The organism is Streptomyces sp. NPDC060205, from assembly GCF_042728395.1.
Classification (GTDB): Bacteria; Actinomycetota; Actinomycetes; order Streptomycetales; family Streptomycetaceae; genus Streptomyces.
Genome location: NZ_JBHWZP010000046.1, coordinates 1 through 13070, shown reverse-complemented (window position 1 = coordinate 13070; position 13070 = coordinate 1). Strand labels below are relative to the sequence as shown.

The window sequence follows — 13070 nt, the reverse complement described above, 5'->3', positions numbered from 1 at the left end:
CTTTGATCAGTGAGGCAAGGAGTGCAAGGTCACGCCCTGCACCACGCGGTTGATCTCGCCCGAGGGGAACGGGTTGTCGGGCCGCAGACCCCGGGCCAGGGAGGCGCGCAGGGCGACGAGCTGGGCGTACACCACGGCGGACAGCGCCAGGGCGACATCATCGACGCCGTCGAGGCCCGGCAGCGGCCAGGCGTCGGCGCCTGTGCCCTCCGCTCCCGCGCCGGAGTCCGCTGAGTCCGCGGAGACCGTGACGACGCTGCCGGCGGGCAGGTTTCCGCACAGCTCCGCATAGATGTCCTGGTCGTACTTGCGGGTGTACGGGTCGTTCGACATGTACACCACCGCGACCGTACGGTCGTTGAGCACCGCCTTGGGGCCGTGCCGGAATCCCAGCGAGGATTCCGCGACGGCCATGAGTGTCCCACCGGTGAGCTCCAGCACCTTCAGCGCCGACTCCTCGGCGAGGCCCTTGAGCGGGCCGCTGCCGAGGAAGACGATCCGCTCGGGCGCGCTCTTCAGGAGGGTGCCGACGGTGCGGTCGACAGCGCCGCTCTCGGTGATCGACTCGGCTGCCCGGGCCAGGCGTTCGGCGACGCCGTCGTAGGCGCTGCCGCCCAGGGCGAGCAGCGCCGCGAGCGTCATGCACGTGAAGCTCGATGTCATGGCGAAGCCGCGGTCGTTGGACCCGGGCGGCATGAGCAGCACGTGGGACTTCGGAAGCTCCGCGTGTTCGCGCGCCAGGCGGCCCTGCTCGTTGCAGGTGATCACGAGGTGGTGCACCTCGGAGAGGACCTGGTCGGCCAGCAGCGTGGCGGCCACGGACTCGGGGCTGTCACCCGACCGCGCGAAGGAGACCAGCAGCGTGGGCACGTCCTCGGCGAGATAGCCGCGGGGGTCGGCGACGAGGTCCGTGGTGGGGACCGCGTCGACGCGCCGTTCCAGCCGCCGGGCCAGGGCGGGCTGGAGCACCTGGCCGGCGAAAGCGGAGGTGCCGGCCCCGGTGAGCACCACGCGCAGGTCGCCGCGGGAGAGGAGCGGACGCAGGAAGGCGTCCAGCGAGTCCCGGGAGCCCGCGACGATCTTGTCGACCTCGCGCCACAGCGTGGGCTGCTGGGCGATCTCGCGGACGGTGTGGGCAGCGCCGTCGTCCGAGGACTGCGTGCCGAAGGGCGTGGTCACACGTGCTCCTTGTGGTTCGGGTGGGAGGCGCGGTCGTAGTCGCGCAGAACATCGCGCACATGGTCCACGGCCAGGTCGCGTGGCCGGGCGGCGAGCTCGCCGTGGCGGACACGGGAGTACTGGAGCGGAAGATGCGCGCTGAGCAGCGGCAGGGGAATGTCCACGGCCGCGAGGTTGTCCAGCAGCCTGGCCTGGGCCTTGTCGATCTCGGGGTCGGGCCAGTAGTAGCGCATCCGGTCGCTGTAGCTGTAGCGGCGCGCGAGGCGCTGCTCGGCGGCGACGCCCGGGTAGTAGCCCTCCCATCTCGCCGGCTCGGCGAGCATCCGCTGCTCGACGACCTCGGCAAGCCCTGACCGCTCTGCGGCCGGCACCAGTTCGTCCTCGATCGCGGCGAGGGCGAACAGCGCCTCGCGCAGGGCGAAGGTCAGCCCGGGGCCCACCTTGAGGACTGCCCAGTGGTCCTCGACCAGTGCGGTGAGCGCCTCGGCGGTCTGGTAGTCGGTCGAGTGGGCCTCATAGACCATGGTGGGCTCGTCGTCGAGGACCTTGCGCAGTTCCTCGGTCAGCTCCCGCCGGTAGTCGACGACCTGAAGGTGGTCGAACTCCACGGCCGGCTGGACGACCAGGGCCATGACACGCGGCCAGACCTGGTCGATGCCGTGTCGGGCGAACGCCTTGCGGTGCTGCTCCAGAGTGGTGCGCGCCGCCTCGGGTGTGGTCGGGACGAGAGCGCCGAGCGTGTCGTGCGCGCCACCGGGTGTGGGTACCTCGGTACCGATCACGTACCGGATCCGCTCGGCCCGCTGGGGGCCGGCCGTTTCCTCTGCCACCCGGATCAGTCGCGCGGCGCGTTCGGCGACGACGTCGTCGGTCAGCGGGGTGGGATCACCGGCACACGCGAAGCTGCAGTCCAGGTGGATCTTGGTGAAGTCCGCCGCCACGTAGGCAGCGACCAGGGCGTCGGCCCGCTCCATCGCCTCGTCGGGCGTCAGGGACTGCCACCGGTTCGGTCCGAGGTGGTCGCCGCCGAGAATCACGCGGTCCAGTGGCAGACCACTTTCGGCGGCGATGCCGTGCACGAGGTCGCGGAAGTCCGTGGGCCGCATGCCCGTGTAACCGCCGTACTGGTCGACCTGGTTCGAGGTCGCCTCCACCAGTACGTGACCACCGGTCTCCCGTGCTTGCAGCACGGCTGCCTCGATGACCAGCGGATGAGCCGAACACACCGAGGTGATGCCCTGCGGCTGCCCGGCTTTTTGGCGCCGGACCACCTCGCTCAACGGGCTCTGCATGGCCGACCCCTCACTCAAACGCGTATCTCAAGCCACTGTGCCGTCCTGGCCTGCGGTTGATTTCGGACAGTACTGGTCTTGTTGGAGGTCGTCAATAGTCTTATTCTGGTATGCATCTGGTATTGCACGGGCAGCGGTCGATCCGCGGCGATCACTCAAGACCGCCGGGGCATCCTTCAGGGCCGAACGGTGGTCGGTTACGTCTGGTTGGTGATGGAGGCCCGGAACCGGTAGCGGTCCCCCCGGTAGACCTGCACGGTCAGTTCGATCGGGCGTGCTTCCTGGTTCGACGTCAGTTGGGTCGCGACCAGCATCGGCATGGTCTCGCCGATCTCGAACAGCTCGATCTCGCGTGGCGTCGGGTGGCGGGCCTCGACCGAATAGTCGGCGATGCGGGGCAGCTGCGGCGGGTCGGCGGCGCGCAGGGTGGCGTAGAGCGAGGCCGTGGTGAAGTCGGTTTTGGGCAGCGCAGGGCAGGCCGCCAAGGGGAGCCGGTTGTGCTCCAGCACGACCAGAAGACCGTCCAGGAAGCGCAGCCGGTGGAGGTCGAAGAGGTCGGCGCCCGGAGCGATCCGAAGCTGCTCGGCCTCGTGCACCGTGGCCGGGCGGACGGTGGCCGAGAGCACCTTGCCGGCCGTCGTCAAGCCGTTGGCCTGGGCGTAGTCGGCGAACCCCTGGACCTGCGGGGCCGTCGAGGCGGACGTCATGGTCGCCTCGGGGAGCAGCCCCAGCTCGGCGACGAACCATCCGCGCGACGACGACGGCCGCACGACGCCCCGCGACTCCAATTGTGCGAGGGCCGCGCGCAGCGTCACACGCGAGACGGCGTACCGGTCGGACATGGCGCGCTCGGAGGGTAGCCGGTCACCGGGGCGGGCGGCAGCGGCGCGCAGGTCGTCGAGCAGTTGCGCGGCTGTGCGCTCGTACAGCGGGAGGACGTCGTCCCCGAACAGGCCTCTGGGCATCGGCGTTCTCGCGTCGGTCATACCAGAAACATACCAATCCGATCGCCGGCGCGAACCCTCGTCCAGACGGCACCCCCCGTTGACATGCCACTCGAATACCACTTACGTTCTCGATGCAGGCCACCCGGCGAGGGGGACATCGTCCCCTGGGCGACCTTCCGTTTCGCCGCGCTCCGGACACCTTCCGGTGATCGAGGCAGCGTTGTCGCATTTCACCGGGGATGGCCGCGCGCGAACGCGGGAGACGACCTCGCACCGGGATGCCCGTTCGGACGACACGCCTTCTTTCGACCCCATCCGGCCCACTGCGAAAACCAGTAGCAGACCGAAACCAGTAGCAGGCCAGACCTCGACCGGTCCTAGGGGCGGTCGCTTCGACGCGAACACGCTGTTCGACTCCGATGATCCACAGCGACGGACAAAGGCGGCTGCCCCAGGTGGGCACGCACGACCGAAAGAGAGTTCGACATGACGGACATGAACCGGCGGAGCGTACTGAAGGTGGCGCTGGGGGGTGCCGGCCTGGCCGCGTTTCCGACCGTGGCGATGGGCGCCTCACCCGCGGCGGCCGCACCGAACTCGGATCCTGACCTCGTCGGAGTCGGCGACACCTCCATCACCCTGGAGTTCGACGACCAGCTGCGCAGCCGGGTGGCGCTGAAGGGCGTCGACCTCACTCGCTTCGACGCCGGCGAAGCCCTGCTGGTGGGGGACAGGACCATCGAGGCGTTCGCCTACCGCGGGCACCGCACCCGCACCACCCGGCACACTCGCCACGGCGCGGGCGTCCGGGTGACCATCGAGGGCACGACCGAGGAGGGCGTGCACAAGACGGTCGAGCTGACCTCGTTCGAGCGTCTGGCCGGCATGATCGTGATGAAGGTGACCTACACCAACAGGTCCTCGACCGCGCTGAAGGTCACCGGGTGGCGCAACGGAGCCCACGAACTCCTGGAGTTCCCCGGCGGCTTCTACACCTTCTCCGGCAGCACGTACACGGACCGCCGCGACTGGGTGAGGCAGGTGAAGGACGGCTACGTCCAGGAGAACTCGCTGGGGATGGACTCCTCCGACTACGGCGGCGGTACCCCGCTGGCGACCGTCTGGCGCCGGGGCGGGGGCCTGTCCGTCGGACACGTCGAGCCCGTGACGACGATCCTGCGTATGCCGGTCCGCAAAACGGCCGCCGGAGCGAGCATCGCCGTCCAGGACGACACCGCCCGCACCCTGAAGCCGGGCCGCCGACTCAGCACCAGCACCACGTTCTTGACCGCCCTCCCGGGCGACCACTTCGTGCCGCTCCAGCGGTACCGCGACTACATGAGCGACATCGGCCAGCGCGCCCCCAAGGTCCCCGCTTCAGCCTTCGAGCCCATCTGGTGTGCCTGGGGTTACGAGCGCGACTTCGCCACCGAGCAGATCACCGCGGCGCTGCCGAAGGCGCACGAGGTCGGCCTGCGCTGGGCCGCGCTCGACGACGGCTGGCAGACCAACGAGGGCGACTGGGACATCAACACGGCGAAGTTCCCGCGCGGCGAAGCGGACATGCGGGCCTTCACCAAGGAGATACGGGACGCCGGCCTGCGACCGCGCCTGTGGTGGGCCCCGCTGGCGGCGGACCCCGACAGCAACCTGATCCGGGACCGCTCCGACATGCTGTTGCTGGACCGCGACGGCAACAAGCAGGACGTCACCTGGTGGGACGCCTACACCCTCTGCCCGGCCTACCAGCCGACCGTGGACTACTTCGTCGAGCAGGCGAAGAGGTTCATCGGCGACTGGGGCTACGAGGGGCTCAAGATCGACGGCCAGCACCTCAACAGCGTCGCGCCCTGCTACAACCCCGAGCACCGGCACGCCCGCCCCGAGGAATCCACCGAGGGCGTGGCCCGGTTCTGGAAGGCGATCCACGAAGCCGCGCACGCGGCGAACCCCGATGCCCTCGTCGAACTCTGCCCCTGCGGTACCGCCTTCGCCTTCCACAACCTGCCCTACGTCGACCAGTACCCGAGCTCCGACCCGGAGTCCTCCTACCAGGTCCGCAGCAAGGGCAAGTCGATGAAGGCGCTGATGGGCGCCGGCAGCAGCTACGCCGGCGACCACGTCGAACTGAGCGACAACGGCGACGACTTCGCGTCCTCCTACGGGGTCGGAGCAGTCCTGTCGACCAAGTTCACCCTCCCCGGAACCGGAGCCCCGGACAAGGCGACCGACCTCACCCCGGAGAAGGAGGTCCTGTGGCGCAAGTGGGTGTCGCTGTACAAGAAGAACATGCTGCCCACCGGCGAGTACCGCGGCGAGCTGTACGACATCGGCTTCGACAAGCCCGAGGCGCATGTCGTGGCCAAGAAGCAGACCCTCCACTACGCCTTCTACGCCGACCGGTGGGACGGGACGGTCGAGCTGCGCGGTCTGGGCCGTACCCGGTACCGTCTGATGGACCCGTTCACCGGCACGTCACTCGGAACCGCCACCGCTCAGCACAACACCGTGAAGCTGTCCTTCGAGCGGTTCCAGCTCATCGTGGCCGAACCCGTCGGCTGACCAGCCGGGCTCGTGGCCTGTCGTCAGGCACAGCCACATGATCAACTCACTGTTGTCAGCTGGGCCAGAACGAGCGACCGCGGGCCGCCGCCGGAGTCCTCCCCGGTGGCCCGTGGCCCGTCGTTACCCCGTCGTGCACGAAACTCGGCGGGTACCTGCTCACTCAATGTCGATTTCTCCGATGCGGAGCTCGAAGCCCTTCGGGCTGCCGCCCGGGAGTACGGCACGACGTTGAAGGCTTTCGTGAAGGCCTCGACGACCGACACGGTCGCTCATCAGTGAAGGCGGAAGAGGGCGGCGACGGAGTTCCAGTGGGTCTTCGCGGATCCCTCTCTGGCCGTAGCCATCGGGGTGCCTGGCATCGACGACGGCCCAGTGGCGGACACGACGGGCGGGGCCGGCTGACCTGATGGCGCCTTCCCTGCACATCGACGTGCGCTGGCTGCTGCAGCGGCGCGAGTCGGCTCTTCCCGACCAGCCCTGCATCAGTGACTTCTCCGCCATGGTCGTGGCCATGGCGCGCCATCGTGTCGATCCGCCCCGCCTCGGTGCGGATCCGGACGCGTCCCGGCGTGCTGCGGCGCTGCCGCACACCCTGCTGCCGCTCAAGCCCCTGCCCTCGCGCAATGTCCGGTTCGCGTGTGCCGTCACCAGATGCGTTGCCGTGCCCGGAGCGCCGAGACCGTGGGCAACGATCACGGGGCGTTCATCGCGGCCGGAGGCTCAGGAACCGGCCACGTCTGTGGGCGCGGTCCAGCCGGTGGCTCGGATCCACTCGCCCAGGTCCAGGGTGGCCGGCTCGATCGAGCGCACCGCCGCGAGGTCCGCAGGGGATGGCGCCGCCTTCGCGAACTCGCGGAACATCGCCTTGTCGAGGTCGGTGGGAAGCACGCTCAACGGGAGGGCCTCGTACCGTGACGGGAGCCCGGCGCGCGTACCGAACGCCGCGGCGATCTGGGGGCCCGTCAGCTCGTCGCCGATGAGCTCGACGGCCCCGCCGGGGGCCTCCGCGATGTCGAGCAGGAGCGCCGCGGCGACCCGGCCGATGTCCCTGACTGAGATCATCTTCAGGGCGACGTCCTCCGGCAACGGCAGCCTCAGCACGATCTCCCCATGCTCCAGGGTCGGTGCCATCACGCTCGCGAAGTTCTCCATGAAGGCGGTCGCGCGAACCATCGTGGCCCTGAGGCCGGACTTCCTCAGGTACTCCTCGATCGAGTGCTTCGAGTCGTGGTGCGGCACACCCGACTCCCGGTCCGCTCCGAAGACCGAGTTGAACACGACGTGCGGGACGCTCGCCTCGACCGCCGCGTCGACGAGCGCGGTGCCGATACGGATCTCCGTCTCGACCTCTTCGAGGCTGTTCGCCTCCGGGGTCATGAAGTAGAACCCCTCGACCGCCGCCAGCGCGGCGGCCGGCGACGCCGGGTCGTCGGCCCGGATGGCCGCCAGCTCGACGCCGCGGGCGGCCAGCGCCTGAGCCCGGTCGGAGTGCGGGTCGCGGACCAGAGCCCGCACCCGCGCCTTGTGGTCCAGCAGCGCGTCGACCACCGCCCCACCCTGTTGCCCCGTCGCGCCGAATACTGCGACCGTGCCGGTCGTCCGTGTGCGCATCACTGCCACCCTTCACTAGTTCATGGCGTGAACGAAATTAGTTCACGGTATGAACTTCGTCAAGGTTCGAGTGGAACGGGACCTCACGGTGGGATGGGTTAGTTCGAGGTGGGCGAAGAGATTTCCGAGGTGTCCACGATGGCGGTGGCCACGCGCTCGAAGGCGCGCTGGTCGTCGGCGTCGAGATTCCTCGCGATCTCGGGCAGGCGCTTGCGGACCTCGGCGTAGAAGGCCTCGGCGAGCACCTTCCCCGTGGGTGTCGCACGGAGCATGACGACCCGCCGGTCCTGCGCCGAGCTGGCCCGGTCGACCAACTCGCGCCGCGCGGTGCGATCGACCAGCTGGCTCAGTGCGTTCTTGGCCATACCCAACGACGCGGCGAGGTCAGCCATCTGCCGCGGCTCGTTCCTGATCGCGCAGAGCAGCGTGGCCTGCGAGGGCGTCAGGTCGAACTCGGCGCAGATCTGCGCGTACTTGCGTTGAATCACAACCGAGAGCCAGAAGAGCTTGTCGCCATAGTCCACGCCGACCTCCACGGTCCGATCACGAACGATCAGCCTACTCGTCGCGGGCCGGCGGACCACCACTCACCAGGCGACACACACCACGGCGAGACCGGCCATGAACCGGGGCAGCTCTGTGGGCCCACTGGCGCAGCTGCGCGACGCGCACGGTGTCAGCCAGGTCCCGGGGTGAAGTACGCCAGGAAGTACGGCTGATCACAGCCGTACTCACTGAGCTCACCGAGCAGGACGTCTCCCCGCAAGAGCTGCCACCGCGTCATCTGGTGTCCCCGTCGCTTACCGCCCAGTCGAGTTCGCATCATCGCAGCGCGTGCCTCCCTAGTGCTGTGACCCGGTTAGGTTCGCCGGGTGGCTGGGCGTTAGCGCGGGTTCTGGAGGAAGGCGATGAGAGCGGCTGTGAGTTCGGCGGGTGCGTCTTCTTGGACAAGATGGCCCGCACCGGCGATTGGCTCAAGTCGCGCGCCCGGGATGCGGGCGGCGAGCTCGCGCCCCTTCGCCACGGGAATCCAGGTGTCGTCCTGGCCCCAGCACACCAGTGTCGGGATGCCGATCTCGCCGTACCGGTCCTGTATCTCGTCGGTGTAGAGCTGGTCGGCCTGGGCGATCTGCCGGTAGAAGGCCGCCTGGCCGAGGTCGCCGAGCCAGGGCCGGACGAGCCGGTCGAGGACTGCCGGGTGCAGGCCGGGGCTGCTGGCCGAACTTACGTACTCGCGTACCAGGGCGTGGTGCAGTGCGGGCGGCAGTTGCTCGAAGACCTCGGAGTGCTCACCGACAAGCCGGAAGAACGGGGAACCCCAGGGCGCCAGTGCGACCGGGTCGACCAGAGCGAGCGCGCGGTAACGGGCGCCGTGCAGCAGATGCGCCCGCAAGGAGATGGCGCCGCCGAAGTCGTGGGCGACCACCAGGGGTTTCTCCAAGTCCCAGTGCGCCAGGAGGTCGGAGAAGACCTTGCCCTGGGCAGCCAGGGAGACATCCTGGTCGGCGGACATCTGCGATGCCCCGTAACCGGGCATGTCCCACACGAACACCTGGTGACGGCGGGCGAGTGAGCGGGCGACAGCGCGCCAGACATACGAGGAGAAGGGTGTGCCGTGGAGAAGCACAACCGGATCCTGGCCGGGTTGTCCGAGGCTGTCCCAGCGGATATCGCCCGACGTGCTGCGGAATGTCTCGGCCAGTTGCCATTCACTCACGGGTGCTGTTCCTCTCGGTTGTGCCTCCGGCCCAAGCGGGTTGATCAAGCCCGTTCAGTCCGGACGGCACCGTCACAGGCCGGCAGCGCCGCGCTCGGACAGTGCATTCACCTTGTGCCTGGTCACGCGGCGCCGGGCGTGAGTGGGGTCTGCCGCCCCAGCGGATGCGGCTGGAGTGCGGGCGGCGCTGCACCGGGTCTTCGATGGCGGGTTCGATGCGCCGGCGGATGCGCCGCGGGCGTCCCCGGTGCGACACGGCCCTCCCGCATCGCCGAGGACTTCGGCGCCCTGACGCAGGTGGTCCCGTACGACTTCTGGAAGTCTCTGCGAAGCGCAAGGTCATCGCTCACGGCGCACCGGTGCCCGCACAGGGCTCCTGACGCTCAACCGCCAAGTGTATGGCCGCCGTTGACCTTGATCCGCTCACCCGTGACGAACGCCCCCTCGGATGAGACGAGGTACGCCACGGCAGCGGCGACGTCGTCCGGGCTGCCCATCCGGCGCAGCGGCACCTCGGCGGTGTAGGCGGCCCGCTCCCCGGCAGGGGTTGCGGTGTGCCGTTCGACCGGGATCCAGCCCGGCGCGATGGTGTTCACCGTGATCCCGTGCGGGCCGAGTGCGCGGGCCCAGCACTCGGTCAGGCTGTGCTGGGCCGCCTTGGCGGCGACGTACGCCGACATCTCGGGCAGCAGCCGCTCGGTGACGTCCGAACCGATCTGGACGATCCGGCCGCCGTCGCGCTCCCGCATGGCCGGCAGCACCGCCTGCATCAGCAGGGTCGGGCTCTTGACGAAGAAACTGAGCTGGGCAAGATGGTCGTCCCAGCTCACCGCGGCCGGATCCCTCGCGGGTTGCGGGCCGGTGGCGTTGACGACGAGCGTGGTGACGGGGCCGAGACGGGCAGTGACGCTCAGCACCAGGTCCGTCACTGTGGTCTCGTCCGTCACGTCGGCGGCGAACGCCTGCGCGGTCCCGCCCGATGCCCGGATGTCCGCCACCACCGAGCGGGCCGCCGTGGCGTCCGAGCGGTACACAGCGGCGACGGGGTGTCCGGCGGCCGCGAGACGCCGGGCGATCACGGCACCGAGGCCGCGGGACGCACCGGTGACCAGGGCAGTACCCGTGGTGCCTGAAACTGTCATGCCGTCAACCTAAGCGGTCTTGAGGGACTGGGATGTGGTTATTGCCGTCGCGGCTGCGCGGCGGGTCAGGGCGTCGGTCCGCGCCCGGGATCCGGGCCCCACAGCCGACAGGAGCACCGACACCTGCATGCCAAGGAGTTCAAGCCACACGTCTGACCGGCGATTGTGCGACGACTGCTCGCTGGAGGGCGTGTGATCGCCGCTGAACGCCGACGCCGACGCCGTCTTCAGTTTTCGTTTGCGGACGAGTGCGCCGGCTGTCTCACCTGGTTCCGGAATTGTGCGGGAGACGAGCCGACCACGCGGCGGAATGCGGTGCTGAATGCGCTCTCGGACTGGTAACCCGTGGCCCGTGCGAGTTCGGAGATCGACAGGGTGTCGCGGGCGAGGGCGTCGCGCGCCAGACTCATGCGCCAGTGGATCAGGTACTCCAGTGGTGGGACCCCGACGTGGTTCTTGAAGGCGTGGGCGAACGCGGAACGCGACATGTTACTGATCCGGGCGAGTTCCTGGAGGCTCCAGGAGTGGGCCACGTCCGCGTGCAGGGCACGCAGGGCGCTACCGATGCCGTCCTCGTTCAGGGCGCCCAGCCAGCCGGTGGGCCGCTCCGTCCGGGCGGCGTGAGCACGCAGCATGTGGACGAGCAGGATCTGTGCAAGGTGGTTTTGCACCAGTGGACCACCGGCTGCGGTGAGGCCGACCTCGGTGGCCAGCAGATCGATCAGCTGGGCGAGCCTGCCGCCATGGGGATCGTCCACGCGGACGATCACGAGCGGCGGCAGGAGATCGGTCAGGAGAGCCGCGTTCCTGTCGTCGAAAGCGATGTGCCCGACGCAGAGGTAGAGGTTCTCCTCGGATTCCGGGCCGATCCGCACGAACCCGTCCGCGGCGCCCGCCAGTACCTGCTTCGCAGGACGTGGGCTTGCGTCGAGTGTGCTGGCCAGCACGTAGGGAGGCGGGTTGCCCATCATGAAGGTGTCGCCCTCATGCAGGAGCACAGGTTCGTGCCCTTCGAGGATCAGCCAGCACGTGCCGTGCACGAGGCCTCCGATCCGCACGTGCAGGAACGTGTCGAAGCGCAATGCCCACGTCCCTGCGGCTCGGAGGCTGGGCCCGATCACCGTGCGGGGCCGGAGCAGGCCGATCGCGTCAGCGACGGGGTCTTGGAAGCCGAGCATCAATGACACCTCTTGGACGATGCGTAAAGGATTCTGGACTTCGCATTATGGATGATGTTGCCGCTGTCCCTCAGGGTGGAGGTGAAACGGATCGCATCGAGAGCATTACGGAGACGCTCACATGGGACAGCTGGAAGGCAAGACGGCAGTCGTCACCGGAGGCAGCACCGGTATCGGTCTGGCCACCGCCGTACGACTGGCGGACGAGGGTGCGTACGTCTTCGTCACCGGGCGGCGGGAGACCGAGCTGGAAGCCGCCGTCAAGACCATCGGAACGGACCGGGCCACCGCGGTCGTCGGAGACGTCGGAAAGCCGGAGGACCTGGACCGGCTCTACGACACGGTCCGGGCGCGGGGACGGAATCTGGACGTGCTCGTGGCGAACGCGGCGGTCGGCTCGTTCATGACGATGGAACAGACCACCGAGGAGCACTTCGACGAGATCTTCGCGGTCAATACCCGAGGCACGCTGTTCACCGTGCAGAAGGCGTTGCCGCTGCTCAACGACGGAGCCTCGGTCGTCCTGGTCGGATCGACGGCCGCTGATCGCGGGATGGAGGCGTTCGGCGCCTATGCGGCGTCGAAGGCGGCCGTCCGGTCCTTCGCACGGACGTGGTCCGTCGAACTCAAGGGCCGCGGCATCCGGGTCAACGTGGTCTCCCCGGCATGGATCGAGACTCCCGGCGGCACCGCCGCATTCGGCGACGACCAGGCCTTCCAGGCGATCAGGGAGCATGTCGCCACGACCGTGCCCAAGGGCCGCATGGGTACGTCCCAGGAGGCCGCCGCAGTCGTGGCCTTCCTGGCCTCGGAACAGAGCAGCTACGTCGTCGGCGCGAACCTCTACGTCGACGGTGGCACGAACCAGATCTGAGGCACCACACGGTGGTCGGTATTCGGAGCAGGCAGGCTTCGATGCCGCCTCCGGCGCGCTGCCCTTCACGCGGTGGCCCGGCAGGCTTCCGGCGCCGACGCCCTGCAGATCGTCCAGGTTCGGCCCGGTCGCCGCCACCCGGCCGGCTTGGGCGATGTGCAGGGACGGAGGGTTCGCGCCCGGCAGTTCGGGCGGGCTGCCGAGGCGAGGCGGATCTCGGCAGAGTATGTGCCGCACTCGCGGACCACTCCGAGGATCAGCAGCATGCCTGAGGGTCGTCCGACCTGTTGATCAGGAAGGCCACGCGTACACGCCGCTTACGGGTGCTGCGGGAGGGCCAATGGCCTTGCGGCGCGATCGCGGCAACGGAAGCGCGTCGAGGCTGTGCAGGGCGCACACCGAGGACGGCTGTCCGGTTGCCCAGCAGGCGGAGGCGGTGCCGGTTCCCAGTGGGACTGCTTCCGCGTGCTGGATCGATGGCGGTTGGCCTCATGGGATGCGCGTCACCAGGGAGCTGCCCACGTTCGCCGCGGGCGAGGTGGACGTGCCGTTCGTGATCCAGGGC

The 13070-nt window shown here is 69.0% G+C and carries 11 protein-coding genes and 1 pseudogene; 4 read left to right on the top strand and 8 right to left on the bottom strand.

The features are described from left to right. Positions 1 to 6: 6 nt before the first annotated feature. From ACFWGJ_RS11280 to ACFWGJ_RS11270, 3 genes are all read right to left on the bottom strand, one after another. A complete protein-coding gene (locus ACFWGJ_RS11280; RefSeq protein ID WP_387322659.1) occupies positions 7 to 1179 on the bottom strand; it encodes an SIS domain-containing protein in 1173 nt (390 codons plus the stop codon). Further along, positions 1176 to 2471 carry a D-tagatose-bisphosphate aldolase, class II, non-catalytic subunit gene (locus tag ACFWGJ_RS11275; protein WP_387322656.1) on the bottom strand — a complete coding sequence of 432 codons (1296 nt, stop codon included), beginning with the start codon at positions 2469 to 2471 and terminating at the stop codon, positions 1176 to 1178. The genes ACFWGJ_RS11280 and ACFWGJ_RS11275 overlap by 4 nt, the downstream gene beginning before the upstream one ends. Positions 2472 to 2668: 197 nt before the next feature. Continuing rightward, positions 2669 to 3457 (bottom strand): GntR family transcriptional regulator, encoded by a 789-nt coding sequence (locus ACFWGJ_RS11270; protein ID WP_387322654.1) that lies wholly within the window; start codon positions 3455 to 3457, stop codon positions 2669 to 2671. 447 nt (positions 3458 to 3904) lie between these two features. On the opposite strand from ACFWGJ_RS11270, the gene ACFWGJ_RS11265 reads away from it, so the two are divergent. Continuing rightward, complete coding sequence (locus ACFWGJ_RS11265; RefSeq protein WP_387322652.1) at positions 3905 to 5980, top strand: glycoside hydrolase family 36 protein; 2076 nt, start codon at positions 3905 to 3907, stop codon at positions 5978 to 5980. A 409-nt stretch (positions 5981 to 6389) separates the two neighbouring features. Then, positions 6390 to 6626 (top strand): annotated as a pseudogene (locus ACFWGJ_RS11260) (toxin Doc); the annotation flags it as partial. 77 nt (positions 6627 to 6703) lie between these two features. On the opposite strand, the gene ACFWGJ_RS11255 reads toward ACFWGJ_RS11260, so the two are convergent. From ACFWGJ_RS11255 to ACFWGJ_RS11235, 5 genes are all read right to left on the bottom strand, one after another. Beyond that, on the bottom strand, positions 6704 to 7594 hold the full coding sequence (locus ACFWGJ_RS11255; RefSeq protein WP_387322650.1) for an NmrA/HSCARG family protein: 891 nt from the start codon (positions 7592 to 7594) through the stop codon (positions 6704 to 6706). Positions 7595 to 7692: 98 nt separating this feature from the next. Then, positions 7693 to 8118, bottom strand: a complete 426-nt coding sequence (locus ACFWGJ_RS11250; protein WP_387322648.1) for a MarR family winged helix-turn-helix transcriptional regulator — start codon at positions 8116 to 8118, stop codon at positions 7693 to 7695. A gap of 359 nt (positions 8119 to 8477) precedes the next feature. After that, on the bottom strand, positions 8478 to 9311 hold the full coding sequence (locus tag ACFWGJ_RS11245) for an alpha/beta fold hydrolase (RefSeq protein ID WP_387322646.1): 834 nt from the start codon (positions 9309 to 9311) through the stop codon (positions 8478 to 8480). Positions 9312 to 9694: 383 nt separating this feature from the next. Then, complete coding sequence (locus ACFWGJ_RS11240; RefSeq protein ID WP_387322644.1) at positions 9695 to 10453, bottom strand: SDR family NAD(P)-dependent oxidoreductase; 759 nt, start codon at positions 10451 to 10453, stop codon at positions 9695 to 9697. 227 nt (positions 10454 to 10680) lie between these two features. After that, positions 10681 to 11631 carry an AraC family transcriptional regulator gene (locus ACFWGJ_RS11235; RefSeq protein WP_387322706.1) on the bottom strand — a complete coding sequence of 317 codons (951 nt, stop codon included), beginning with the start codon at positions 11629 to 11631 and terminating at the stop codon, positions 10681 to 10683. 121 nt (positions 11632 to 11752) lie between these two features. Here ACFWGJ_RS11235 and ACFWGJ_RS11230 point away from each other — a divergent pair, with 121 nt between their 5' ends. Next, positions 11753 to 12505 carry an SDR family NAD(P)-dependent oxidoreductase gene (locus ACFWGJ_RS11230; RefSeq protein ID WP_387322642.1) on the top strand — a complete coding sequence of 251 codons (753 nt, stop codon included), beginning with the start codon at positions 11753 to 11755 and terminating at the stop codon, positions 12503 to 12505. A gap of 340 nt (positions 12506 to 12845) precedes the next feature. Further along, positions 12846 to 13070, top strand: a 225-nt coding sequence (locus ACFWGJ_RS11225; RefSeq protein WP_387322640.1) for a hypothetical protein, incomplete at its 3' end; no start/stop codon positions are given.

Excerpts from the sequence above, each read along its gene's own strand:
- ACFWGJ_RS11230 (WP_387322642.1), top strand. The coding sequence starts at position 11,753 with ATGGGACAGCTGGAAGGCAAGACGGCAGTCGTCACCGGAGGCAGCACC.
- ACFWGJ_RS11255 (WP_387322650.1), bottom strand. The coding sequence starts at position 7,594 with ATGCGCACACGGACGACCGGCACGGTCGCAGTATTCGGCGCGACGGGG.
- ACFWGJ_RS11275 (WP_387322656.1), bottom strand. The coding sequence starts at position 2,471 with ATGCAGAGCCCGTTGAGCGAGGTGGTCCGGCGCCAAAAAGCCGGGCAG.
- ACFWGJ_RS11270 (WP_387322654.1), bottom strand. The coding sequence starts at position 3,457 with ATGACCGACGCGAGAACGCCGATGCCCAGAGGCCTGTTCGGGGACGAC.
- ACFWGJ_RS11265 (WP_387322652.1), top strand. The coding sequence starts at position 3,905 with ATGACGGACATGAACCGGCGGAGCGTACTGAAGGTGGCGCTGGGGGGT.
- ACFWGJ_RS11235 (WP_387322706.1), bottom strand. The coding sequence starts at position 11,631 with ATGCTCGGCTTCCAAGACCCCGTCGCTGACGCGATCGGCCTGCTCCGG.
- ACFWGJ_RS11240 (WP_387322644.1), bottom strand. The coding sequence starts at position 10,453 with ATGACAGTTTCAGGCACCACGGGTACTGCCCTGGTCACCGGTGCGTCC.